General features: G+C 59.6%; 25 protein-coding genes and 1 pseudogene. 16 read left to right on the top strand and 10 right to left on the bottom strand.

What is annotated here, in order from left to right:
• The first annotated feature begins 24 nt into the window (after positions 1-24).
• From FHC48_RS16840 to FHC48_RS16825, 4 genes are all read left to right on the top strand, one after another.
• Positions 25-1,647 carry an alpha-glucoside-specific PTS transporter subunit IIBC gene (locus tag FHC48_RS16840; protein WP_059364757.1) on the top strand — a complete coding sequence of 541 codons (1,623 nt, stop codon included), beginning with the start codon at positions 25-27 and terminating at the stop codon, positions 1,645-1,647.
• Positions 1,644-2,966: a 6-phospho-alpha-glucosidase gene (locus FHC48_RS16835; protein WP_032654314.1), complete on the top strand. Its 1,323-nt coding sequence runs from the start codon at positions 1,644-1,646 to the stop codon at positions 2,964-2,966. The genes FHC48_RS16840 and FHC48_RS16835 overlap by 4 nt, the downstream gene beginning before the upstream one ends.
• A gap of 92 nt (positions 2,967-3,058) precedes the next feature.
• Positions 3,059-3,406: a YidH family protein gene (locus FHC48_RS16830; protein ID WP_021242684.1), complete on the top strand. Its 348-nt coding sequence runs from the start codon at positions 3,059-3,061 to the stop codon at positions 3,404-3,406.
• Positions 3,396-3,743 (top strand): DUF202 domain-containing protein, encoded by a 348-nt coding sequence (locus FHC48_RS16825; protein WP_021242685.1) that lies wholly within the window; start codon positions 3,396-3,398, stop codon positions 3,741-3,743. The genes FHC48_RS16830 and FHC48_RS16825 overlap by 11 nt, the downstream gene beginning before the upstream one ends.
• Positions 3,744-3,826: 83 nt before the next feature.
• Here FHC48_RS16825 and dsdA read toward each other — a convergent pair whose 3' ends face one another.
• Both dsdA and dsdX read right to left on the bottom strand, forming a co-directional pair.
• The gene (dsdA, locus tag FHC48_RS16820; RefSeq protein WP_059364754.1) at positions 3,827-5,113 is read right to left on the bottom strand and encodes a D-serine ammonia-lyase; all 1,287 of its coding nucleotides are present in this window, start codon (positions 5,111-5,113) and stop codon (positions 3,827-3,829) included.
• Positions 5,114-5,130: 17 nt separating this feature from the next.
• On the bottom strand, positions 5,131-6,468 hold the full coding sequence (gene dsdX, locus FHC48_RS16815) for a D-serine transporter DsdX (protein WP_045372107.1): 1,338 nt from the start codon (positions 6,466-6,468) through the stop codon (positions 5,131-5,133).
• Between the two features lie 204 nt (positions 6,469-6,672).
• Between dsdX and dsdC the strand changes: the two genes are divergently transcribed.
• Together dsdC and FHC48_RS16805 are read left to right on the top strand one after the other, a co-directional pair.
• Positions 6,673-7,599: a DNA-binding transcriptional regulator DsdC gene (gene dsdC / locus FHC48_RS16810; RefSeq protein ID WP_059364751.1), complete on the top strand. Its 927-nt coding sequence runs from the start codon at positions 6,673-6,675 to the stop codon at positions 7,597-7,599.
• Positions 7,600-7,683: 84 nt separating this feature from the next.
• A complete protein-coding gene (locus tag FHC48_RS16805; protein WP_023293702.1) occupies positions 7,684-8,772 on the top strand; it encodes a cellulase family glycosylhydrolase in 1,089 nt (362 codons plus the stop codon).
• Here the strand turns inward: FHC48_RS16805 and emrD are convergent.
• From emrD to tisB, 4 genes are all read right to left on the bottom strand, one after another.
• A complete protein-coding gene (gene emrD / locus FHC48_RS16800) occupies positions 8,675-9,859 on the bottom strand; it encodes a multidrug efflux MFS transporter EmrD (protein ID WP_045353354.1) in 1,185 nt (394 codons plus the stop codon). The two genes, FHC48_RS16805 and emrD, sit on opposite strands and share 98 nt — an antisense overlap.
• Before the next feature lie 175 nt (positions 9,860-10,034).
• Positions 10,035-10,868 carry an EamA family transporter gene (locus tag FHC48_RS16795; RefSeq protein WP_059364749.1) on the bottom strand — a complete coding sequence of 278 codons (834 nt, stop codon included), beginning with the start codon at positions 10,866-10,868 and terminating at the stop codon, positions 10,035-10,037.
• A gap of 62 nt (positions 10,869-10,930) precedes the next feature.
• Positions 10,931-11,377 carry a GNAT family N-acetyltransferase gene (locus tag FHC48_RS16790; protein ID WP_059364747.1) on the bottom strand — a complete coding sequence of 149 codons (447 nt, stop codon included), beginning with the start codon at positions 11,375-11,377 and terminating at the stop codon, positions 10,931-10,933.
• Between the two features lie 64 nt (positions 11,378-11,441).
• Entirely contained in the window at positions 11,442-11,531 is a 90-nt protein-coding gene (gene tisB, locus FHC48_RS16785; protein ID WP_008500146.1) for a type I toxin-antitoxin system toxin TisB, read from the bottom strand.
• A 521-nt stretch (positions 11,532-12,052) separates the two neighbouring features.
• Here tisB and ivbL point away from each other — a divergent pair.
• The 9 genes from ivbL to nepI all read left to right on the top strand — a co-directional run bounded on the left by ivbL (position 12,053) and on the right by nepI (position 21,172).
• On the top strand, positions 12,053-12,151 hold the full coding sequence (gene ivbL, locus FHC48_RS16780) for an ilvB operon leader peptide IvbL (RefSeq protein WP_057979964.1): 99 nt from the start codon (positions 12,053-12,055) through the stop codon (positions 12,149-12,151).
• Positions 12,152-12,257: 106 nt separating this feature from the next.
• A complete protein-coding gene (ilvB, locus tag FHC48_RS16775) occupies positions 12,258-13,946 on the top strand; it encodes an acetolactate synthase large subunit (RefSeq protein ID WP_008500145.1) in 1,689 nt (562 codons plus the stop codon).
• Positions 13,947-13,949: 3 nt separating this feature from the next.
• Positions 13,950-14,237: an acetolactate synthase small subunit gene (ilvN, locus tag FHC48_RS16770; protein ID WP_008500144.1), complete on the top strand. Its 288-nt coding sequence runs from the start codon at positions 13,950-13,952 to the stop codon at positions 14,235-14,237.
• An 82-nt stretch (positions 14,238-14,319) separates the two neighbouring features.
• A complete protein-coding gene (uhpA, locus tag FHC48_RS16765; protein WP_021242693.1) occupies positions 14,320-14,913 on the top strand; it encodes a transcriptional regulator UhpA in 594 nt (197 codons plus the stop codon).
• Positions 14,910-16,415, top strand: a complete 1,506-nt coding sequence (gene uhpB / locus FHC48_RS16760) for a signal transduction histidine-protein kinase/phosphatase UhpB (RefSeq protein ID WP_059364744.1) — start codon at positions 14,910-14,912, stop codon at positions 16,413-16,415. Before uhpA ends, uhpB begins: the two co-directional genes overlap by 4 nt.
• The gene (locus tag FHC48_RS16755; RefSeq protein ID WP_046091932.1) at positions 16,408-17,727 is read left to right on the top strand and encodes an MFS transporter; all 1,320 of its coding nucleotides are present in this window, start codon (positions 16,408-16,410) and stop codon (positions 17,725-17,727) included. Before uhpB ends, FHC48_RS16755 begins: the two co-directional genes overlap by 8 nt.
• A gap of 132 nt (positions 17,728-17,859) precedes the next feature.
• A complete protein-coding gene (gene uhpT / locus FHC48_RS16750) occupies positions 17,860-19,251 on the top strand; it encodes a hexose-6-phosphate:phosphate antiporter (RefSeq protein ID WP_039024528.1) in 1,392 nt (463 codons plus the stop codon).
• 175 nt (positions 19,252-19,426) lie between these two features.
• The gene (locus FHC48_RS16745; RefSeq protein ID WP_059364740.1) at positions 19,427-19,879 is read left to right on the top strand and encodes a DUF1198 domain-containing protein; all 453 of its coding nucleotides are present in this window, start codon (positions 19,427-19,429) and stop codon (positions 19,877-19,879) included.
• A gap of 102 nt (positions 19,880-19,981) precedes the next feature.
• Positions 19,982-21,172, top strand: a complete 1,191-nt coding sequence (gene nepI / locus FHC48_RS16740) for a purine ribonucleoside efflux pump NepI (RefSeq protein ID WP_119312270.1) — start codon at positions 19,982-19,984, stop codon at positions 21,170-21,172.
• Positions 21,173-21,220: 48 nt separating this feature from the next.
• Here nepI and FHC48_RS16735 read toward each other — a convergent pair whose 3' ends face one another.
• From FHC48_RS16735 to FHC48_RS16720, 4 genes and pseudogenes are all read right to left on the bottom strand, one after another.
• Positions 21,221-22,126, bottom strand: a complete 906-nt coding sequence (locus FHC48_RS16735; protein WP_032654354.1) for an EamA family transporter — start codon at positions 22,124-22,126, stop codon at positions 21,221-21,223.
• A gap of 134 nt (positions 22,127-22,260) precedes the next feature.
• Positions 22,261-23,640, bottom strand: coding sequence for a carbohydrate porin (locus FHC48_RS16730; RefSeq protein ID WP_058653707.1), 1,380 nt, complete (start codon positions 23,638-23,640; stop codon positions 22,261-22,263).
• A 138-nt stretch (positions 23,641-23,778) separates the two neighbouring features.
• Positions 23,779-24,081, bottom strand: coding sequence for a PTS lactose/cellobiose transporter subunit IIA (locus FHC48_RS16725; RefSeq protein WP_008500136.1), 303 nt, complete (start codon positions 24,079-24,081; stop codon positions 23,779-23,781).
• A gap of 5 nt (positions 24,082-24,086) precedes the next feature.
• Positions 24,087-24,605, bottom strand: a pseudogene (locus tag FHC48_RS16720) (family 1 glycosylhydrolase); the annotation flags it as partial.
• 49 nt (positions 24,606-24,654) lie between these two features.
• Here FHC48_RS16720 and FHC48_RS23830 point away from each other — a divergent pair.
• Positions 24,655-24,713 (top strand): IS1 family transposase (locus FHC48_RS23830; protein ID WP_097491765.1); only part of this gene is annotated, 59 nt, incomplete at its 3' end.

Raw genomic sequence — 24,713 nt, 5'->3', positions numbered from 1 at the left:
AGGTTGTTTCATGAGGATTTAAAAATGCTCAGTCAAATACAACGTTTTGGCGGTGCCATGTTTACCCCGGTGTTGCTGTTTCCGTTCGCCGGGATCGTGGTGGGAATCGCCATCATGCTTCGCAACCCGCTGTTTGTCGGCGAAGCCTTAACGGCCCCCGATCATCTTTTCGCGCAGATTGTTCACATCATTGAAGAGGGCGGCTGGGCGGTGTTCCGCAATATGCCGCTGATTTTTGCCGTCGGCCTGCCGATTGGCCTGGCGAAGCAGGCCCAGGGCCGCGCCTGCCTGGCAGTGCTGATTAGCTTCCTGACCTGGAACTACTTCATCAACGCGATGGGGATGACCTGGGGCCACTTCTTTGGCGTCGACTTCTCCGCCGAACCAACGGCCGGTAGCGGGCTGGCGATGATTGCTGGCATCAAAACGCTCGATACCAGCATCATCGGTGCCATCGTGATTTCAGGCATCGTTACCGCCATCCACAACCGCTATTTTGACAAGCCGCTGCCGGTGTTTCTGGGGATTTTCCAGGGCAGCTCGTTTGTCGTTATCCTCGCGTTCTTCGTCATGATCCCCTGCGCCTGGCTGACGCTGCTGGGCTGGCCGAAAGTGCAGATGGGCATTGAGTCCCTGCAGGCGTTCCTGCGTTCTGCCGGTGCGCTGGGCGTATGGGTCTATACCTTCCTGGAACGCATTCTGATCCCAACCGGATTGCACCACTTCGTCTACGGTCCGTTCATCTTTGGCCCGGCGGCGGTGGAAGGCGGGATTCAGGTCTACTGGGCGCAGCACCTGCAGGAGTTCAGCCAGAGCACCCTGCCGCTGAAAACCCTTTTCCCGGAAGGCGGGTTCGCGCTGCACGGCAACTCCAAAGTGTTTGGCTCGGTCGGGATTGCGCTGGCGATCTGGTACACCGCGTCGCCGGAAAACCGCGTCAAGGTCGCGGGGCTGCTGGTCCCGGCCACGCTTACCGCGGTGCTGGTGGGTATTACCGAACCGCTCGAATTTACCTTCCTGTTTATCTCGCCGCTGCTGTTTGCCGTTCACGCCGTGCTGGCGGCCACCATGGCAACGGTGATGTACACCTTCGGCGTGGTCGGGAACATGGGCGGCGGCCTGCTGGACCAGTTCCTGCCGCAAAACTGGATCCCGATGTTCCACAACCACGCCGCGACGGTGTTCACCCAGATCGGCATTGGCGTCTGCTTTACCGGAGTTTACTTCGTGGTCTTCAAAACGCTGATTGCGCGCCTGAACCTGAAAACCCCGGGCCGGGAAGAGAGCGAAATCAAGCTCTACAGCAAGGCCGACTATAAGGCGGCGCGCGGGCAAACCACCGCCCCGGCAGCGGCCAGCCAGCAGCTCGGGCAGGCCGCCGGATTCCTGCAGGCGCTGGGCGGCGCGGCCAACATCGAAAGCATCAACAACTGCGCCACCCGCCTGCGCATCGCCCTGGTCGATATGGCGAAAACGCAAAGTGATGACGTCTTCAAAGCCCTCGGCGCCCACGGCGTGGTGCGACGCGGCAACGGCATTCAGGTGATTGTCAGCCTGCACGTTCCTCAGGTGCGCGACCAGCTGGAATCGCTGATGAAAACCCCCTTAACGAATGAACAAACCACCCTGACAGAGGCTATATCATGAAAAAATTCTCAGTTGTCATTGCAGGCGGCGGCAGCACCTTCACGCCTGGTATCGTCCTGATGCTGTTAGCCAACCGTGACCGTTTCCCGCTGCGCGCCCTGAAGTTCTATGACAACGACGGCGCGCGTCAGGAGACCATCGCCGAAGCGTGCAAAATCATCCTTAAGGAGCAGGCGCCGGAGATTGAATTCAGCTACACCACCGATCCGAAAGCAGCGTTTAGCGATGTGGATTTCGTGATGGCGCATATCCGCGTGGGCAAATACCCGATGCGCGAAAAAGATGAAAAAATCCCGCTGCGCCACGGCGTGCTGGGCCAGGAAACCTGCGGCCCGGGCGGGATCGCCTACGGCATGCGCTCTATCGGCGGCGTGCTGGAGCTGGTGGATTACATGGAGCAGTACTCCCCGAACGCGTGGATGCTGAACTACTCCAACCCGGCGGCGATTGTTGCGGAGGCCACGCGCCGCCTGCGTCCGAACGCCAAAATTCTCAACATCTGCGATATGCCGATCGGCATTGAAGGGCGCATGGCGCAGATTGTCGGCCTGAAGGACCGCAAAGAGATGCGCGTGCGCTACTATGGCCTGAACCACTTCGGCTGGTGGACGTCGATTGAAGATCTCAACGGCAACGATCTGATGCCGAAACTGCGCGAATACGTGGCGAAACACGGCTATGTACCGCCGTCTGACGATGCGCACACCGAGGCGAGCTGGAACGATACCTTCGCCAAAGCCAAAGACGTGCAGGCGCTGGATCCGGACACCATGCCGAACACCTATCTGAAGTATTACCTGTTCCCGGACTACGTGGTCGCGCATTCCAACCCGGAACGCACCCGCGCCAATGAGGTCATGGACCACCGTGAGAAGCATGTATTCAGTTCATGCCGGGCGATTATCGAGGCGGGCAAGTCCTCCGCCGGTGAACTGGAAATCGACGAACATGCCTCGTACATCGTCGATCTGGCGACCGCGATTGCCTTTAATACCCAGGAACGCATGCTGCTGATTGTGCCTAACAACGGGGCTATCCATAATTTTGACGCCGACGCGATGGTGGAGATCCCGTGCCTGGTGGGTCATAACGGACCGGAGCCGCTCACGGTGGGCGATATTCCGCACTTCCAGAAAGGGTTGATGAGTCAGCAGGTGGCGGTGGAAAAACTGGTGGTGGATGCCTGGGAGCAGCGCTCGTACCAGAAACTCTGGCAGGCGATCACCCTGTCGAAAACCGTGCCGAGCGCGTCCGTCGCGAAAGCGATTCTGGATGACCTGATCGAGGCCAACAAGGATTACTGGCCAGCGCTGCACTGATCGTCCTGACCGGCATCGCCCGATGCCGGTCTCCTTGTCCTTGTTGATTTACGCTATGCTGAAGCCTGCCCGTAGCTCGACAAGGAACCTTCATGAAAATTTCCCGCCTCGGCGAAGCGCCGGACTACCGCTTCTCGCTGGCTAATGAACGCACGTTTTTAGCGTGGATCCGCACCGCGCTGGGGTTTCTTGCCGCCGGGGTGGGGCTCGACCAGCTCGCGCCTGATTTCGCCACCCCGCTGATTCGCGAGGTGCTGGCGCTGCTGCTGTGCCTGTTCGCGGGCGTGCTGGCGATTTACGGCTACCTGCGCTGGCTGCGCAATGAGAAGGCGATGCGTCTGAAGCAGGATCTGCCCTATACGCGCGGGTTACTCATCATCAGCGCGATTTTGCTGGCGGTGGCGGGCGTGGTGATGGGGCTGGTGTTCTATGGCGGATAGCCGCAAAGCGCGACGCGAAGCGGACCCCGGTCTGCAGCCGGAGCGGACGTCACTCGCCTGGCTGCGCACGCTGCTGGGGTATGGCGCGCTGATTGCCCTGGCGATTAAGCACAACTGGCACCGCACCGGGGTGCCGTTCTGGATCTCGCTTGTTGTGCTGGCGCTGGTGGCAATCGTTTTATGGCGCTATACCCGCAGCCGTAACCTGATGGACGTAGCGCAGGACGACTTTGTGCAGCCGAAGGCGGTGCGGGATAAGTTCCTCATAGCCCTGGCCGTGCTGTCGCTGTCTTTACTCTTCGCAGTGACTCACATTCAGCAAATTGTGAGCTTTTAAAGCCCGGTGGCGGCTACGCCTTACCGGGCCTACAACTGCCGCGAACCGTAGGCCGGGTAAGGCGCAGCCGCCACCCGGCAGAATTACTGCCCTTTAGCCAGATACTTCGCCATCTCGTCTTCCGGCACCATGCCGCCGCCGGTCGCCCACACCAGGTGGGTAACGCTGGCATCTGAAGGCACGCGCAGCGGCCCGGCCATCCCCGCCAGCGCGGACGGTTCCAGCCGAATGCCTTCCTCCTGCGCCAGCCAGCCGAGCATGTCGTACATGCTCTGATCGGAAAGCGTATAGAACCCGTCGAGCAGGCGCTCCATCGCGCGGCCCACGAAGCCGGAGGCGCGTCCTACCGCCAGACCGTCCGCCGCCGTCACGTTATCAATGCCCAGGTCCTGCACCGCGATCTCATCGTGCAGGCCGGTGTAAACGCCCAGCAGCATGCACGGGGAGTGCGTGGGCTCCGCGAAGAAGCAGTGGACGTTGTCACCAAAGGCCAGCTTCAGGCCAAACGCCACGCCGCCGGGGCCGCCGCCGACGCCGCACGGCAGGTAGACGTACAGCGGATGATCGGCATCCACCACGCGGCCCTGAGCGGCAAACTGCGCCTTCAGGCGCTCGCCCGCCACCGCGTAGCCCAGGAACAGGGTGCGGGAGTTTTCATCGTCAATGAAGAAACAGTTCGGATCGCTTTCTGCCGCTTTGCGTGCCTGCTCCACCGCCACGCCATAATCCTGCTCATATTCCACGACGATGACGCCGTGGCTGCGCAGTTTGGCTTTCTTCCACTCGCGGGCATCGGCGGACATATGCACCGTCACCTTAAAGCCGATGCGGGCGCTCATGATGCCGATGGACATCCCCAGGTTGCCGGTTGAGCCTACCGCAATGCTGTACTGGCTGAAGAAGTCCTTAAAGCGCGGCTCCAGCAGGATGCTGTAGTCATCCTCAACGCTCAGCAACCCGGCGTCCAGAGCCAGTTTTTCCGCGTGGGTCAGCACCTCATAGATACCGCCGCGCGCTTTAATCGAGCCGGAGATCGGCAAATGGCTGTCTTTTTTCAGCAGCAGCGTGCCGGGAATGGATTTGCCAGATTCTTTCTCCAGCCGCGCCTGCATTGCCGGGATGGCGACCAGTTCGGATTCAATAATCCCGCCCGTTGCGGCCGTTTCCGGGAAGGCTTTCGCCAGATATGGCGCGAAGCGGTTGAGGCGCGCATGGGCATCGTCCACGTCGGCTTTGGTCAGCCCGACATAGGGCAGCCCTTCTTCAAGCGTGGTGGTGTTCGGGTTAAGCCAGGTGGTTTCTTTCAGGGCAATCAGATCCTCAACCAGAGGAAACTGTGCGGTTAAAGTGGTGATAGTTGCGTTTTCCATAATACGTCTCTTCGCGCTCAGATAATGAAGGAAAGCAGGAATGTGCCGCCAAGTGCAAGCACCGAGGCGATAAACGTCGCCGTCGTATAGTATTTGAAGGTCTCATTCAGGGTCGCGCCGCAGTATTGCTTCACCAGCCAGAAGAGAGAATCGGTCACGATCGTGCAGCCAATGGCGCCGGAACCGATGGCAATCGTGATGATCTCCGGGCTGACGTTCGGGTAAAGCGGCAGCATCGGCGCGACGATGGCCGTGGCGCCCATCATCGCGACCGTGGCGGAGCCTACGGCGGCATGCAGCACCAGCGCCACCAGCCAGGCGAGCAGGATAGGGTGCATGTGCAGGTTCGAGAGAATTTGCGCCAGCGAGTCCGCCAGTCCGCTGGTTTTCAGGATGGCGTTGAACGCGCCGCCCGCGCCGATAATCAGCAAAATGTTGGCGATAGAGCCAAAGCCGTGTTCGGTGTGGGTCAGCATTGCGCCCATGCCCATATGCTGGCGGATGCCCAGCAGGTAGTAGGCGACAAACACGGCGATAAACATGGCGGTGATCGGGTTGCCGATAAACTCCAGCAGCGTATACAGCGTGCCGTCTTTTGCCATATTCAGTTCGGCGATGGTCTTCACCAGCATCAGGGCAATCGGCAGCAGCACCGTAAACAGCGTGGCGCCCAGCGACGGCAGGGTATGCTCCTCCCGCACCTTCAGGTCTGAAAATTCCGCCGGAACCGGTTTAAACGGCAGACGATTGCCGAGCAGCTTCAGGAACAGCGGGCCGCCGACCAGAGAGGCCATCAGGCCGACCATCAAACCGTAGACAATGACCGTTCCAACGTCCGCCCCTAATTTATTGGTCACAAACAGCGCGGCCGGATGCGGCGGCACCACGCAGTGCACCGCCATCAGCGCGGTACAAAGCGGAATGGCCAGCTTGAGCAGCGACGTGTGGGTCTTTTTGGCGATGGAAAACGCCAGCGGTATCAGCAGGACCACGCCCACTTCCACGAACAGCGTGATCCCGCAGATCAGGCCCACCAGCACCATAATCACGTCTGCTGACAGCCAGCGGCAGCGCTGCAGGGCGATCCCGATGCGCTCTGCCGCGCCGGAAACCTCCATCATCTTGCCGAGAATGGTGCCCAGACCAATCACGGCCGCCAGGAAGCCCAGCGTGCCGCCAATCCCACTCTCAATGGCGTTTACCATATCCAGCGGGCTCATTCCCATCATTGCGCCGACGAAAAAGCTCGCCAGCAGCAGCGCGAGGAACGGGTGAAACTTCAGCTTAACGATGGTTAAAACAATCAACACTATGCTGACCAGCAGCGTTGCCACAACCCAGACCTGAGATCCCATATCTCACCTCACCCTTATGTCATCTGGGGGTATTGGACGAAAAAGCGGCGTGGGCTGACAAACGATATAAATTGGCGTTCAGGTGAGCCAGATTGGATCAACTCAGTGACTGCTCTCTAAAAAGCGCACTTAATTCGTATTAGGTTCACATTAATTCACCCTTAAACGGTATGCTGAGCGCAGAAACCACGCGTGAGAATTGTGATGACCGATGCAAATGAAGCCAGAAACCGGCTGCTCAACGGCTGGCAGCTGTCGAAAATGTACACCTTTGAAGTGGCCGCCCGGCATGAGTCATTCGCCCTTGCGGCGGAGGAACTGTCGCTTAGCCCCAGCGCGGTGAGCCACCGCATCAACCTGCTGGAAGAGGAGCTGGGTATTCAGCTGTTCGTCCGCTCGCACCGTAAAGTCGAGCTGACGCAGGAGGGAAAGCGCGTCTACTGGACGCTAAAATCATCCCTCGACACCCTGAATCAGGAGATCCTGGATATCAAAAACCAGGCGCTGTCCGGTACGCTGACGGTCTACTCCCGGCCGTCGATCGCCCAGTGCTGGCTGGTACCCATGCTGGGTGATTTTACCCGCCGCTATCCATCGATTTCGCTCACCATCCTGACCGGCAATGATTACGTCAATATGCAGCGAACGGGTATCGATCTGGCGCTTTATTTCGACGATACGCCGCCTAACCATCTCTCTCATCACTTCCTGATGGACGAGGAGATCCTGCCCGTCTGCTCGCCGCAGTATGCCCGTGAGCATGAACTGTTGAAAAACCCCGATAACCTCAGCCACTGCACGGTGCTGCACGATCGTCAGGCCTGGAGTAATGATTCCGGTACGGATGAGTGGCTGAGCTGGGCGCAGCACTTTGCGGTGAATATGCCGCCATCGTCGGGTATTGGTTTCGATCGTTCCGACTTAGCGATTATTGCGGCCATCAACCACGTCGGCGTCGCGATGGGGAGAAAGCGGCTGGTGCAAAAACGGCTTGAACGGGGCGAACTGATCGCCCCGTTTGGTGACAAGACCCTGAAATGCCATCAGCACTACTATGTTTCGACGCTTTCGGGCCGACAGTGGCCGAAAATACAGGCCTTTATCGGCTGGCTGAGAGAACTGGCAGGTTGAAGAATTATTACGCTTTCGCGCTACACCAAATGTGAAAAAGCGTGCTAAATACAGGTAATGCTTTCGATTTATCCAGGGTAAACCGTGTTAAAGCCTCTTATAGCGACCGCGTTACTGATCTCTTCCGGCTGGGCCATTGCCGCTGAGCCGCCGCTGACGGCTGCCCGTTATGCGCAGCAGCTTGGCGTCGGTATGGATGTGGACTGGGCGCGCACCGAGCGCGGCATACGCGAATTCGACCCGCTGGTGGTCCGCGATTTTCGGGCTAAAGGCATTACCCACGTGCGCATCCGCGTGGCCGACGAGCCGACGGAAGCGCGGCTGATCCACCTGCGCAAGCTGGTAGAAGCCTGTGAGCAGTATGGCGTGATCCCGATAGTCGCGTATCAGGCTGATGAATATAAAAACGACCCGAAAGCCGATAACGAGAAAGAGACGGTCAACTGGTGGATTGCCGTGGCGCACTATTTCGGTCAAAGCTACCCGCTGCTGGGTTTTGATCTCATTTATGAGCCTGCCGACAAGCTTAACCACAATCTGGCGTCGCTAAACCGCGTCTATGAAAAAACCGTTAAAGCGATCCACGACATCGACCCGCAGCGCATGATCTTCATTGCGCCACGCCTGCGTGCCGCGCCGGAGGAGTTATCCAGCCTGAAGCTGCCCGCGCACAGCCAAACCTATCTGCTGGCGGAGTGGCATATTTTCCCGTGGGGGCCGCTGAAAAATGGCGGCAAATACCCGTGGACGTCCGGCACGGCGGCAGAGAAAGCGGCAATCCGTAACCGCATCAATGCCGCGCTGCACTGGCAGCAAAAAACCGGGCACGTTAGCTGGGTCGGGGGCTGGGGCGTGGGGGAGTCAAGCCGCTTTACGCCAACCGCCTCGCAAGTCGCGTTCGCCACCTTTATGGCCTGCGAGCTGCAAAAGGCCAAAATCCCGTATGCGCTTAACGCGGATTTCCAGTTTTACGACGGGGAAGAGGGCGCCTGGCGGCCTGCGCCAGAGCCGTTATTGCAGGCGATGATCGCCCCTGTCTGTGAAAAGCCCGGCGAGAAGCCGGGCCATCATGCGGTTAAACCGGCTGCTCGTGATGCGGGACACGCGACGCCAGCGGCAGCCAGCACAGTAAAATCAGCAGCCCCATCAGCGTCATCAGCAGGCCCAAACTAGCCTGCCCGGTCTGCGGCATCATCGCCGAGAGCCAGGCCAGCGCGCCGGAACCGATGTTCTGCAAACCGCCCACCAGCGCGCCCGCCGTACCTGCAAGGAACGGGAACGGCTCCATCGCGCCGCTGGTGGCGAGCGGGAACAGCATCCCCGCGCCAAAGAAGAACAGCGCCGCCGGGATGAGCAGCGTCCAGACGGTCATCACGCCAAACAGCCCCGGGATCCACATCATCAGACCCGCCAGCAGACAGCTGATCACCGACTGCCACATCAGGGTGGAGAAGCGTTTGTTTGGTCGACCGGCAAACCACGCGCCGAAGAACGCCGCCGGGATCGGCAGAATAAACAGAATGCTCACCACCATGCTGCTCAGGCCCAGCCCCGCGCCCAGCAGCACGCCGGAGCAGGCTTCGAACACCGCGATGCCCGCCAGGCCGCCGATGAGCATCAGCAGGTAGCAGGTAAACGCGCCGTTGCCGAACAGCGTTTTATAGCTGGCGAGCAGCTTCGTGCGCGGCGCGTCCTGCGGACGCGTTTCCGGCATCCAGCGCGCCATGCTGAAGGTGACAATGATGCACAGCACCAGCAGGAAGGCGTAGCAGGCGCGCCAGGACCACATCGTGTCCAGCAGGCCGCCGATCAGCGGGGCCAGCAGCGGGCTGACCAGAATCCCCATATTCAACAGACTGTTGGCATGACGGAGCTGGGTGCCCTGATACATATCGCGCGGTAAGGTTCGCGCCATCACCCCGCCAACGCCGGTCCCCACGCCCTGCAGGGCGCTGGCGGCAATCAGTACGGTCAGGCTGTGGGTGGTAATGGCAATTACCGTCGCCACCATGAAAATGCTCATGCCCACCAGGATCACCGGGCGACGCCCGACGCGGTCGGAGAGCGGGCCGTAGAAGAGCTGCGAAACGCCATAGGTCAGCAGGTAGGCCGCCATTACGCTCTGTACCGCGCCCTCGCGGACGTTCAATTCCTTTGCCATGTCGGCAATCGCCGGAATGTAGATGGTTTGCGCCATCTGACCGACGGCCACCAGTAACACCAGCATCAACAATAAGTTAACGTTCCGTTGCTTTTTCATGTCGCTGAATACTTTTGCCAAAAGAGAAAAATGAAGAATAAGTGACTGCGCATTCCCATAAATGCGCGAGGAATCTACCACAGAGAGATGACAATTTAAGCATTGTCGCGGTGAATGAAAAAACCGGTAAAGGCAGGATTTGTAAACAAGAACGGCAACTAATGTTGCCAGTGCTTTACGCCAGGCGCAGCAGAATGGCGCCGCCGGCGATACCCAGCGCCGCCGCAATGCGCAGGCCCGCAACCTTCTCTTTTAAAAGCAGAAATGCGATCAGCGCGCCAAAGAGTATGGAGGTTTCACGCAGCGCCGCAACCACCGCCAGCGGCGCCTGCGTCATCGCCCACAGCGCCAGACCGTAAGAACCCATGGTCCCCACCCCGCCAAGCAGCCCCTTTTTCCAGTGCAGACGCAGGTAGCCGGACGCCTCGCGCCGACGCGCGACCATCGCCCAGCCGAACAGGCAGAAGCCGTTCATAAAGAAGGTCCACAGCGTATAGCCCAGCGCGGTCTCCGACAGCCGCACGCCGGTGCCGTCCACCAGCGTATATCCCGCAATAAAGCAGGCGTTCAGCAGCGTCAGCCAGATCCCCTTGCGTGACTGCATGCGCCCGTTCATTGCCATCGCCAGAATCGACAGGCAAATTACCCCGATGCCGGACCAGGCGAGCCAGGAGAGACGATCGCCGAGCACCAGCACGCTGATCAGCGCCACCAGCAGCGGGGCGGTGCCGCGCATCAGCGGGTAGGTCTGGCTCATATCGGAAACCTGATAGGTCTTCGCGACCAGCACGGTGTAGACCACCTGTAAGGCACAGGAGACGATCAAAAACGGCCAGCTTGCGGCAGAGGGCTGTGGAGAGAAGGGGAGCAGCACCAGGGCAATCAGCGTGGCGGAGCCGCTGACGCTAATCGCGGAATAGAGCTTGTCCGTTCCGGCTTTGACAATGGCATTCCAGCTGGCATGCAGCAGGGCGGCGAACAGCAAAATGCAGAATACGGTGAGGGTCATGGCGTATCGGGTGATGAATTGTCACTCAACTGTAACATTCACGTCCTGAAGCTGCCAGCCGGTTACACCGCACAAAAAAGGCGGTGCGTCACCCGCGGTTCGTCCGAGACCAGCGTAAACCCTGCCTGGCGATAAAATCCGTAGGCAGCGTCCGGCGCATGGGTATTGAGGAAATCGAACCAGATGCTGGCATCGGCCATCAACACGGTCAAAAGCTGCTTGCCAATTCCCAGCCCGCGACACTTCTCGCTGACGTAGAGATGGCGAATACGCCCGGCGCGCGGCTGCTGGCTGAACGGATCGCGATTCAGACCGCACACGCCCACCAGCTTGCCGTTGAGAAACGCCCCCAGCAGCTTTTCACCCGGCGCGTTAAAGCGGTTCTCACCCCGCTGCCAGCTCTCTTCCAGCCTGCGCAGCATGTTGAAATTCAGTGCGATACTTTCCGCCTTCAGGGCGCTATACCCCGGCTCGTCGGGCGTGACAGGCTCAATTAACAGACGCGACATAGCATTCCCTCGTTATTAAAGAGGGGCGGTTGCCCGCCCCTCTCAGGTGCGACTTGAACCTGAATTACCGAACGAATTTCAGGACAGCATCAAGCAGTTGCAGTACAGCAACAATGAGTTTGAGGATAAGTATCACCATATCCACTACGCTCATACGCGTCTCCTTTTGGTTAAAAGGAGCACGATGCTGGCGTACCTTTCCGCCGCCTGTTGCCAGCACCTGGATTGACGTAACACAGTGTGCTCACTTCAGGGGTTAAGGCACTGACGGCACCACCCGTTTCAGCCAGGACTTCGTTGCGCCGGTAGATCTGCGGCCCCCTCGCTCACTGCGAACACCCTCAGTATAGATAAATACTGTACGTATGAACAGTATTTTGTGGACAAAATCTGGAAGGCGATCCATACTCAAAAACGTCAAAATCCGTGCCGGAATTGCGCGTTCGTCTTCGATCGCGTATACTTTTTGCGTTGACGTAACACAGTGTGTTCTGCGGCGACCAACCGCAAGACCCTGATAAAAACCTCGCTTCGGCGGGGTTTTTTGTTTTCATCCCCCAACAAACGAAACGTGATCCCTGACGCATTTTTGCGCAGATGAAAATATTTCCATTGTCACGCCCGAAAACCTGTGTTTGTATAAATTCCATCAATGATTCCAAACACAGGTCCCCAATGACTTCATCCATCTTCACTTCGACCCTACTAAAAACTGCGCAACCAGCCGCAGTGGTCGTCGTGCGTGTGGTGGTGGTCGTCGGCAATGCGCCGTAGGGACTGGATCAACACACGAATCCAAAACCCCGCCGGCGCAAACCGGGCGGGGTTTTTCGTTTAGGACCCTCCCCGGAAAGTCGGCTCAGAAGAAAAGGACTGGAGCATGGCAAGTTCGGGCACAACATCCACCAAGACGCGTTTTACCGGCGCGCAGCTGATCGTTCATCTGCTGGAGCGACAGGGCATCACCACGGTTGCGGGCATCCCTGGCGGCACGGTGCTGCCGCTGTACGATGCGTTAAGCCAAAGCACGCAGATCCGCCACGTGCTGGCGCGCCACGAGCAGGGGGCGGGGTTCATCGCTCAGGGCATGGCGCGCACGCAGGGTAAACCGGCGGTCTGTATGGCCTGCAGCGGGCCGGGCGCAACCAACCTGGTCACCGCCATCGCCGACGCGCGCCTCGACTCCATTCCGCTGATCTGCATTACCGGCCAGGTGCCGTCCTCGATGATCGGTACCGATGCGTTCCAGGAAGTGGATACCTACGGCATCTCTATCCCCATCACCAAACATAACTATTTAGTTCGCGACATCGCAGAACTTCCTCAGGTTATTAGCGATGCGTTCCGCATTGCGCAGTCCGGCCGCCCGGGCCCGGTGTGGATAGACATTCCTAAGGATGTCCAGACCGCAGAGATCGAGATCGACGTTCTGCCGGAGCCGGGCGAGCGTGCCCCCGCGCCGGAGTTCAGCGCTGAGAGCGTGCGCGACGCCGCCGCCATGATTAACGCCGCCAAACGCCCGGTGCTCTATCTGGGCGGCGGGGCGATTAACGCTGCGGATGAAATCCGCCAGTTTGCGGAAAAAGCCAACCTGCCGACCACCATGACCCTGATGGCGCTCGGTATGCTGCCTAAAGCGCACCCGCTGTCCCTGGGGATGCTGGGCATGCACGGCGCGCGCAGCACCAACTACATCCTGCAAGAGGCGGATTTGCTGATTGTGATGGGCGCGCGTTTTGATGACCGGGCGATTGGCAAAACCGAGGAGTTCTGCCCGAACGCGAAAATCATTCACGTGGATATCGATCGCGCCGAGCTGGGTAAAATCAAGCAGCCGCACGTGGCGATTCAGGGGGACGTAGCCGAAGTGCTGGCGCAGCTGATCCCGCAAACCGACGCGACCGATCGCGCCGACTGGCGCCAGCTGGTGGCCGATCTGCAGCGCGAGTTCCCGGGTGCGATCCCAACTGAAGGCGATCCGCTGAGCCACTATGGTCTTATCAACGCCGTTGCCGCCTGCGTGGACGACAGCGCGATTATCACCACCGACGTGGGCCAGCACCAGATGTGGACCGCCCAGGCCTACCCGCTGAACCGTCCGCGCCAGTGGCTGACCTCCGGCGGCCTCGGCACCATGGGCTTTGGCCTGCCCGCAGCTGTGGGCGCGGCGCTGGCGAATCCGGACCGCAAGGTCATCTGCTTCTCCGGTGACGGCAGCCTGATGATGAACATTCAGGAGATGGCGACCGCGGCCGAAAACCAGTTAGACGTGAAAATCATCCTGATGAACAACGAGGCGCTGGGGCTGGTGCACCAGCAGCAGAGCCTGTTCTACAAGCAGGGCGTGTTTGCGGCGACCTATCCGGGGATGATTAACTTTATGCAGATTGCCGCCGGCTTTGGCCTGCACACCTGCGATCTGAACGCGGAAGAGGATGCCCACGCGGCGCTGCAGGCGGCGATCTCGCGTCCGGGCCCGGCGCTGATCCACGTGCGTATCGACCCTGAACAAAAAGTGTATCCGATGGTGCCGCCGGGTGCGGCAAATACTGAGATGGTGGGAGAATAAGCCATGCAGAAACAACATGATAACGTCATTCTGGAACTCACCGTCCGCAACCACCCTGGCGTCATGACCCACGTCTGCGGGCTGTTTGCCCGCCGGGCGTTTAACGTGGAAGGCATTCTCTGTCTGCCGATTCAGGGCAGCGAGCACAGCCGCATCTGGCTACTGGTCAACGATGACCAGCGTCTGGAGCAGATGATGGCGCAGATCGACAAGCTGGAGGACGTCACCAACGTGGCGCGCAACCAGTCCGATCCCACCATGTTTAACAAAATTGCGGTGTTCTTCGAATAGATCGCTTAAGGTAAGCGTCTTTCGCTCTTGTAGGCCGGATAAGCGCAGCGCCATCCGGCTTTTTCAGACCGCAGGAACACACATGACCACCATCGCCCTTATCGACGACCACCTTATCGTCCGCTCTGGCTTTGCCCAGCTTCTCAACCTCGAACCGGATTTCCAGGTCGTGGCCGAGTTTGGCTCCGGCCGCGAGGCGCTGGCGGGCCTGCCGGGGCGCGGGGTGCAGGTCTGTATCTGCGACATTTCGATGCCGGATCTCTCCGGGCTGGAGCTGTTAAGCCAGCTGCCGAAAGGGATGGCGACCATTATGCTCTCGGTCCACGACAGCCCGGCGCTGGTGGAGCAGGCGCTTAACGCGGGGGCGCGGGGCTTCCTCTCTAAACGCTGCAGCCCGGACGAGCTGATTGCCGCCGTGCGCACCGTCTCCACCGGCGGCTGCTACCTGACGCCGGAAATCGCCATCAAGCTGGCGGCTGGACGACAGGATCCGCTCACCCGGCGCGAGCGCCAGGTGGCGGAGAAGCTCGCGCAGGGGATGTCGGTAAAAGAGATTGCCGCCGAGCTGGATCTGTCGCCGAAGACCGTGCACGTCCATCGCGCCAACCTGATGGAAAAACTCAACGTCAGCAACGACGTTGAGCTGGCGCGCCGCATGTTCGACAGCTGGCAATGAGTCCCGTGTTTTCACGGCTGATCGCCGTCGTTGCCAGCTTTTTTATCTTTTCTGCCGCGTGGTTCTGCCTGTGGAGCATCAGCCTGCATCTGGTGGAACGTCCTGAACTGGCGGTGCTGCTCTTTCCCTTCGGCCTGCGACTGGGGCTAATGCTCCAGTGCCCGCGCGGCTACTGGCCCGTTTTGCTGGGCGCAGAGTGGCTGCTGCTGGTCTGGCTGGCGCAGGAAGTCGCTCTGGCGCATCTGCCATTATTGATGACCGGAAGCCTGCTTACGCTTCTCCCGGTTGCGCTCATTTCCCGCTACCGTCACCAGCGCGACTGGCGCACGCTGCTGCGTCAGGGGGCGGCGCTGATTGCCGCCGCGCTGCTGCAGTCCCTGCCGTGGGTTGGCGACAAGGAGATGCTCAACGCCCTGCTGCTGACCCTCACCGGCGGCCTGACGCTGGCGCCGACCTGTCTGGTTTTCTGGCACTACCTCACCAGCACCGTCTGGCAACCGCTTGGTCCGGGGCTGGTGTCCCAACCGGTGAACTGGCGCGCCAGGCATCTCATCTGGTATCTGCTGCTGTTCGTGGTGAGCCTCTGGCTTCAGCTCGGTTTACCTGCCGAGCTTTCACGCTTTACGCCGTTTTGCCTGGCGCTGCCGATTATCGCCCTGGCCTGGCACTACGGCTGGCAGGGGGCGCTGATCGCGACCCTGATGAACGCCATCGCGCTGATTGCCAGCCAGACCTGGCACGACCATCCGGTGGATCTGCTGCTCTCGCTGCTGGCCCAGAGCCTGACCGGGCTGCTGCTGGGGGCGGGCATTCAGCGCCTGCGCGAGCTGAACCAGTCCCTGCAGACCGAGCTGGCGCGCAACCGGCGTCTGGCTGAACGCCTGCTGGAGACGGAAGAGAGCGTGCGGCAGGAGGTCGCCCGCGAGCTGCACGATGACATCGGGCAGACCATTACCGCCATCCGCACCCAGGCGGGCATTGTCCAGCGCCTGGCGTCAGAAAACGCAGGCGTGAAGCAGGGCGGGGCGCATATCGAACAGCTTTCACTGGGCGTGTATGACTCGGTGCGACGCCTGCTCGGCAGGCTGCGTCCGCGCCAGCTCGACGACCTGTCGCTGGAGCAGGCGGTACGCTCCCTGATGCGCGAGATGGAGCTGGAAAGCCGCGGCATTGTCAGCCATCTCGACTGGCGAATTAACGAATCTGCCCTGAGCGAAGGCCAGCGCGTGACGCTGTTCCGCGTCTGTCAGGAAGGGCTGAACAATATCGTCAAACACGCCAGCGCCAGCGCGGTCACGATCCAGGGCTGGCAACAGGACGAGCGTCTGATGCTGGTAATTGAAGACGACGGCTGCGGCCTGCCGCCGGGCTCCGGCCAGCAGGGCTTTGGCCTGGCGGGCATGCGCGAGCGGGTGAAGGCGCTTGGCGGCACGCTGAGCCTCTCCTGCACCTATGGGACGCGCGTCAGCGTCAGCCTGCCGTTAAGGACGCACCATGTTTAAAACCCCAGCCAGCGCAGCCCCGTTAAGCAACAAAGCGGAAATCGACGCCCGCTACCGCTACTGGCGACGTCATATTCTGATTACCATCTGGCTCGGCTACGCGCTGTTCTACTTCACCCGTAAAAGCTTCAACGCCGCCGCGCCGGAAATTCTCGCCAGCGGCGTGATGACCCGCACCGACATCGGCCTGCTGGCGACGCTGTTTTATATCACCTACGGCCTGTCGAAGTTCTTCTCCGGCATCGTCAGCGATCGCTCAAATGCCCGTTATTTCATGGGCGTTGGGCTGATCGCCACCGGCGTGGTGAATATTCTGTTTGGCTTCTCCACCTCGCTGTGGGCCTTTGCCCTGCTGTGGGCGCTGAACGCGTTTTTCCAGGGCTGGGGCGCGCCGGTCTGCGCGCGTCTGCTCACCGCCTGGTACTCGCGCAACGAACGCGGCGGCTGGTGGGCGATATGGAACACCGCACATAACGTCGGCGGGGCGCTGATCCCGATGGTGGTGGGTGCCGCGGCGCTGCACTACGGCTGGCGCGCGGGGATGATGATTGCCGGTGGCCTGGCGATTGTCGCCGGGCTGTTCCTCTGCTGGCGCCTGCGCGACAGGCCGCAGACCGTGGGCCTGCCTGCGGTGGGCGACTGGCGGCACGACGAGATGGAGATTGCCCAGCAGCAGGAGGGCGCGGGGCTGACCCGCAGGGAGATCCTCACCAAATACGTGCTGAAAAACCCCTACATCTGGCTGCTGTCGCTCTGCTACGTGCTGGTCTACGTGGTGCGCGCGGCCATCAACGACTGGGGCAATCTGTACATGTCCGAGACGCTCGGCGTGGACCTGGTGACCGCCAACTCGGCGGTGACCATGTTTGAACTGGGCGGGTTTATCGGCGCGCTGGTGGCGGGCTGGGGCTCGGATAAGCTGTTCAACGGCAACCGCGGCCCGATGAACCTGATTTTTGCCGCCGGGATTTTGCTCTCTGTTGGCTCGCTGTGGCTGATGCCGTTCGCCAGCTACGTCATGCAGGCGGCGTGCTTCTTCACCACCGGCTTCTTCGTGTTTGGCCCGCAGATGCTCATCGGCATGGCGGCGGCGGAGTGCTCGCACAAGGAGGCGGCAGGCGCGGCGACGGGCTTTGTCGGGCTGTTTGCCTATCTTGGCGCATCGCTCTCCGGCTGGCCGCTGGCGCGGGTCATCGACATCTGGCACTGGAGTGGCTTCTTCGCGGTGATCGCCATCGCGGCGGGCATTTCCGCCCTGCTGCTGCTGCCGTTTTTACATGCGCAGGCCCCGCGTGAAGCCAGCGTGATGTGATGCGCCTCACCTTTTCACCCCGAGTGGCGCAAAACTAGGAAATTTTCCCGGTTTTACCTGGACGCTGTCTCAGGCATCTCTCCCGGCTGATTTTTACAATGCTGCAAAAATCAGCTCAGGAGTAAACCAACCATGCTGGCCTTCTTAAACCAGGTGCGCAAGCCGACTCTGGATCTGCCGCTCGACGTGCGGCGCAAGATGTGGTTCAAACCGTTCATGCAGTCCTATCTGGTGGTCTTCATCGGCTACCTGACCATGTATCTGATCCGCAAAAACTTTAACATCGCGCAGAACGACATGATCTCGACCTACGGGCTGAGCATGACGCAGCTGGGGATGATTGGCCTGGGCTTCTCCATCACCTACGGCGTGGGCAAGACCGTCGTTTCCTACTACGCGGACGGCAAAAACACCAAGCAATTCCTGCCGTTTATGCTGATCCTCTCCGCCATCTGTATGCTCGGCTTCAGCGCCAGCATGGGCGCGGGTTCCGTTAGCCTGTTCCTGATGATCGCCTTCTACGCCCTGAGCGGTTTCTTCCAGAGTACCGGCGGGTCGTGCAGCTATTCCACCATTACCAAATGGACCCCGCGCCGCAAGCGTGGTTCCTACCTCGGCATGTGGAACATCTCCCACAACCTCGGCGGGGCGGGCGCGGCTGGCGTAGCGCTGTTCGGCGCAAACTACCTGTTCGACGGCCATGTGATCGGCATGTTTATCTTCCCGTCGATTATCGCCCTGATTGTCGGCTTTATCGGCCTGCGCTTCGGCAGCGACTCCCCGGAATCCTACGGCCTCGGCAAAGCGGAAGAGCTGTTCGGCGAGGAGATCAGCGAAGAGGACAAAGAGACCGAAGAAAACGAGATGACCAAATGGCAGATCTTTGTTGAGTACGTGCTGAAAAACAAAGTGATCTGGCTGCTCTGCTTCTCAAACATCTTCCTCTACGTGGTGCGTATCGGCATTGACCAGTGGTCAACCGTGTATGCTTTCCAGGAGCTGAAGCTTTCTAAAGAAGTAGCAATTCAGGGCTTCACCCTGTTCGAAGTGGGCGCGCTGGTCGGCACGCTGCTGTGGGGCTGGCTCTCCGACCTCGCCAACGGCCGTCGCGCGCTGGTGGCCTGCATCGCGCTGGCGTTGATTATCGCCACCCTCGGCGTCTACCAGCACGCCAGCAACCAGTACGTTTACCTCGCATCCCTGTTCGCGCTCGGCTTCCTGGTGTTTGGTCCGCAGCTGCTGATCGGCGTGGCGGCAGTGGGCTTCGTACCGAAAAAAGCGATCGGCGCTGCCGATGGGATTAAAGGCACCTTCGCCTATCTGATCGGCGACAGCTTTGCCAAGCTGGGTCTGGGGATGATCGCCGACGGCACGCCAATTTTCGGCCTCACCGGCTGGGCGGGCACCTTCGCGGCGCTGGATGCGGCAGCCATCGGCTGTATCGTCCTGATGGCGATGGTCGCGGTGCTGGAAGAACGTAAAATTCGCCGTGAAAATCGTGCGCAGAAATTAAAAACAGCCTGAGTGTGCAGGTAACTTCTTTGCCCGGTGTGTGATGCCGGGCTTTTTTATCTGCGCCGACGGCGTTAATACCTGATCCCCCATTCCGCAACGTCTTTTCAGAGCACTATTCTGGTTATGCCCGCTGTTGACGCCGTGCGTTTCCCGCTATGATGAGCGGCTAGTCAAAGGAGAACGCATGGTCTGGATAATGCTGGCAACGCTTGCCGTGGTGTTTGTGGTGGGATTTCGCGTCCTGACCTCAGATTCCCGCCGCGCCATCAAACGTTTAAGCGAGCGTCTTGGCATCACCCCGATGCCGGTTGAGTCGATGATCGATCAGTTCGGTAAAACGCCGGGCAATGAGTTTATCCGCTACCTTGAACGGCCGGACGAGGCGCATCTGCAAAACGCCGTGCAGGTGCTGCTGATCTGGCAGGTCTGCATTGTCGACGGCAGCGAGGAGAACCTGCACGCCTGGCACCGCATGCTGCGTAAAGCCCGCCTGGCCGCGCCCATTACCGATGCGCAAATTCGTCTGGCGCTTGGCTTTATGCGCGAGATGGAGCCCGATCCGCAGGAGCTGAACGCCTTCCAGCTACGCTATAACCAGCTCTTCCTGCCGGAAGAGGGCGTGTTTTACCTGCACTGATCCCCTGTAAAAACGACAAAAGTTGTCTAAACGTTAAATTCGTCACACTTTTGATGATAAACTGCGCGACTTTTCCGCACGTTTTTATCTTCAGGTGACGCCATGACAGAACATATCCAGCCCACGACCCGACCGCAGACCAAAGAGGTTACTCGCCCCAACTGGTCGGCGGTTTTCTCCGTGGCGTTCTGCGTCGCCTGCCTGATTACCGTTGAGTTTCTGCCGGTAAGCCTGCTGACGCCGATGGCGCAGGATCTGGGCATTTCCGAAGGCGTGGCAGGGCAGTCCGTTACCGTCACCGCCTTCGTGGCGATGTTCGCCAGCCTGTTTATCACCCAGGTGATTGGCGCGATTGACCGCCGCAAGGTGGTCATTCTGTTCAGCGTGCTGCTGACGCTCTCCTGCCTGCTGGTCTCGTTTGCGGAAAGCTTTACCCTGCTGCTGCTCGGGCGCGCCTGCCTGGGGCTGGGGCTCGGCGGCTTCTGGGCGATGTCGGCCTCGCTCACCATGCGCCTAGTGCCCGCGCGGACGGTGCCGAAAGCGCTTTCCGTTATCTTCGGTGCGGTCTCCATCGCGCTGGTGATCGCCGCGCCGCTGGGCAGCTTCCTCGGTGGGATTATCGGCTGGCGTAACGTCTTCAACGCCGCGGCGGTGATGGGCCTGCTCTGCATCATTTGGGTGTGGAAAGCGCTGCCGTCCCTGCCGGGCGAAGCGGCGCACCATAAGCAGAATATGTTCGCGCTGCTCAAGCGCCCCGGCGTGCTGGCGGGGATGACCGCCATCTTCATGGCCTTTGCCGGGCAGTTTGCCTTCTTTACCTATATCCGCCCGGTGTTTATGACCATGGCGGGCTTTGACGTAGACGGCCTGACGCTGGTGCTGCTGAGCTTCGGTATCGCCAGCTTTGTCGGTACCTCGCTGTCGTCCCAGTTCCTGAAACGCTCCCTGAAGGTGGCGCTGGCGGGTGCGCCGCTGGTGCTGGCGGCGAGCGCCACGGTGCTGGTGCTGTGGGGCAGCGATAAGTGGGTCGCGTCTGCCATTGCGATTATCTGGGGCTTTGCCTTTGCGCTGGTGCCGGTGGGCTGGTCGACGTGGATCACCCGCTCGCTTGCCGATCAGGCGGAAAAAGCCGGGTCGATTCAGGTGGCGGTGATCCAGCTGGCGAACACCTGCGGCGCGGCCATTGGCGGCGTGGCGCTCGACCATCTGGGGCTGACGTCACCGCTGGTGATTTCCGGTACGCTGATGCTGCTGACGGCGCTGCTGGTGACAGGGAAGGTTAAAGCGAAGTAGTGTTTTTCTCCCTCTCCCGTGGGAGAGGGTTGGGGTGAGGGCATCAGGCTACGCCGATGCCTTAACCCTTCTACGCGAATCCATCGAAATCAGTACCACCGACGACACGATCAGCAGCGTCCCCAGCCAGTCCGGCAGGGTGAACGCCACGCCCAGCAACACCACCGACAGCAGCGCGCTGCTCAGCGGCTCGGCGCAGCTCAGGATGCTCGCCTTCGGCCCGCCGATCATCTGTGCGCCTTTCAGATACAGGCTGAACGTCAGCGCGGTGCCAATCACCACCAGGTAGAAAAACGCCAGCAGCAGGCCGCCGTCGATCACGAAGGTGGTGCCGCGTCCGGCGTAGAACGGCGTCAGCATTAATCCGGCAATCAACATACTCCAGCCGACAATCGGCAATGTGCCGTAGCGGGCAATCAGCGTTGACGGATAGGTGGTGTAAAACGCGGCGGCAAACGCCGAGGCGATGCCGAAGAACAGGGCGGCAGGCGAGATGGAGAGCGAGGTTGGGTCGCCGTGGGTGACCAGCAGGAACGTCCCGACAAGCGAGGTCACAATCGCGGACAAAACAAACACGCCGGGGCGCTTTTTCCGCGCCAGCGCGAACCATGCCACGATAATCGTTGGCGACAGAAACTGCAGCACGGTGGCCGTCGCGGCGTTGGATTTTTCAATCGTCAGCAGGAAGGTGAGCTGCACGGTGAGCGCGCCGACCAGCGAGAAAAACAGCAGGCTGAGGGCGTCTTTGCGATGCTTGATGACCGAGAAAATCTTGTCGCCGTGAACGAAGGAGAGCGTCAGCAGGATCACGCCGGTAAACAGCAGGCGAACCATGGTCAGGTAAGGCGAAGAAATGTGGCTTTTCTCCATGATGTACTGCGCGCAAACGCCGGAACTGCCCCATAAAACGGCGGCGATCAGGACGTTCAGCATCCCTTTACGTGTGGAACCCATTTTCTCCCCTGTTATGTTGGTTTTTTTGTAGCATAACATGGGATCTTGCCGGGTGGCGCTACGCTTACCCGGCCTACAAAACGTTGTAGGCCCGTGCAAGCGCAGCGCCGCCGGGCGAAACAAACGACGCTCTACTAGAACCACGCCTCCCACATCGCGCCGACGTTGAAGTCGTCGAGCGTCTCGTCTTTGGTGTTGTTCACGCGCGCGGTGCGTGCGTTATCCACCTTGCCGCCGGTCACGTAGAAGCGCAGCATCGGACGGAACTCCGGCCCCATGGCGATAGACATGTTCTGCGACAGGGTCAGCTTCCAGCCTTTGTTGTCGCCGCCGTTGTCGTAATCGACGTGCTGCCAGCCCGCTTCCAGCCAGGTGGAGTGAACGTCGTTCCACCAGTGCATCGGGCGCACGATGGCGTTGTAGTTCTTGCGGTTGTCGGTCTTATCACGGCTGTTGTCGTAATCGTGGAAGGCGAGGATGTACTCCACCTGCGTGGCCTGGGTGAATTTGTACAGCCCTTCGAAGCTGGCGTAGACCGTGGTCAGGTCTTCGGTTTTATTGAACACGCTGTTGTCCGAGTTATCGGAGTAGCGGGCGATCACCTTGTTCACGCCGCTGTCGTTGGTGTGGCTCAGCACCACGCCGCCCTGCCAGGCGTTCAGACGCTCGTCGCTCTCCACCGCTTTTGAATCAAAGCCGTAGTTGGCGTACAGCTCCAGATCCAGCGGACCGAGCTTCATGCCGTGGATTTTAGAGGTGGCCGCGTAGTTACCTTTGTCGCCCGTGCCGGACCCGCCGGTACAGGTGATGCGTGACGGGTTCGCTTCGTCTTCCATCACTTCCGGGCTACAGGATTCCACTGCCGCCACGGCAGCGACGTCAAACTGCACGCCGCCGATATCGAAGTTCTTCACCCCGGCGCCCTGGCCGTCGTGGTTCATCCAGAAGTAATCGTTGATGCCCTGCTGCGGACGCTGGTGGAAGTCGCGACCGGCCCAGAAATAGGCGTTCGGGTTGGAGGCCATAATGTTGGTCACCCCCGCGTAGGCTTTTTTCAGGTTAACTTCGTCGCCCCAGTGGTCGATCATCACGTTGATGTCCCAGATGGCGCCGTTGTCGCCCTTGAAGGCTTTAGAGAGCTGGAACTCGCCGCCGTTGCCTTCGTTACCCAGACGACCGATCGCGGACGCGCCGTTGTAGGAGCCATCCACCGCCACATATTTCTGATCGGCGGCCTGGAAGTGCGCGCCGTAGCGGGCGTAGCCGGTAAACTTAATCCCGAACGGAATCGCCATGTCCGGGGATTGCGCCGCGCTTTGCGGCTCGGTCACCACGTCCGCTTTTTTCGCGACGGCGGCATCCATTTTGGCCTGACGTTCGGCCAGGGCTTTATCCACCGCTTTCGCCACAATGGCGTCGATTTGCTCCTGCGTGAATTCCTGGGCGAGCACGGAAATTGGGCAAAGCGCGGCGATAACCGCCATGGTTAATGGAAGTTTTTTAATCGTATTCATGGTTATCTCAATATAGTTTAATTTTATTCAGACAATAACCATCCCGCTCCGATCTGACAGAATATGTCGCTATCATCAGAACAAGTGGATTTCTAGTTTTAGGTACAGAGGTATTACAGTAATTTATTTCGCCATAGACTATCTCTGATATAAATGAATAATTTCTTCGGATAATTCACGCGCTAATAAGGAGTTCATTAAATGATCCTGCGCGTGCACCATAATTAATGTCATAGGCTGGCGTGCTTCGCCCGCGTCCTGCTCAATCAGTTTGGTCTGCATCTTGTGCGCCTGGCGCGCATAGCCGTCGGCTTCGCGAAGCAGGCTTTTGGCTTCGTCAATGTTGCCCTGGCGCGCCGCGTGCAGCGCCTCAAAGCACAGGCTGCGGGACTGGCCAGCATTGACGATAATTTCCATTACGGCTTCTTCTAGTGCGATCATCATCATTACTCTTTATCAAAGCTATTATTTAAGGCGGTGGCGGCAAACCACTCCCCGCTTTTCTTAATGGTGCGCTGCTGCGTCTTTAAATCGAGCTGGATAAATCCGTAGCGATTTTTATACGCGTTACACCACGACCAGTTATCAATAAACGTCCACATATGGTAACCAAGACAATTGCACCCTTCGCTAATACCCTTATGCAGCCAGGCTAAATGTTCGGAAATAAACTCGATGCGGTATTGATCGTTAATCTGGCCATTTTCAATAAAACGTTGTTCGTTTTCGACGCCCATGCCGTTTTCAGAAATAAAGCAGCGGGGGTTGCCGTAATTGTCGCGCAGGTTAATCAGAATATCGTAAATACCTGGCGCGTAGATTTCCCAGCCGCGGTACGGGTTCATCTTGCGGCCCGGCATCTCGTAGCTATCAAAGAACCATTCCGGCATAAACGGCGACTGCGGGTTCACCGCGCTGTCGCGACACTTCACGCGGCGCGGCTGATAGTAGTTAATGCCGGTGATGCTGCCAACTTACTGATTTAGTGTATGATGGTGTTTTTGAGGTGCTCCAGTGGCTTCTGTTTCTATCAGCTGTCCCTCCTGTTCAGCTACTGACGGGGTGGTGCGTAA

The organism is Enterobacter sp. EC_50 (assembly GCF_019584525.1).
Lineage (GTDB): Bacteria > Pseudomonadota > Gammaproteobacteria > Enterobacterales > Enterobacteriaceae > Enterobacter > Enterobacter roggenkampii.
Note: the sequence above shows the minus strand (reverse complement) of the source record. Positions and strands in the feature narration are given on the sequence as shown.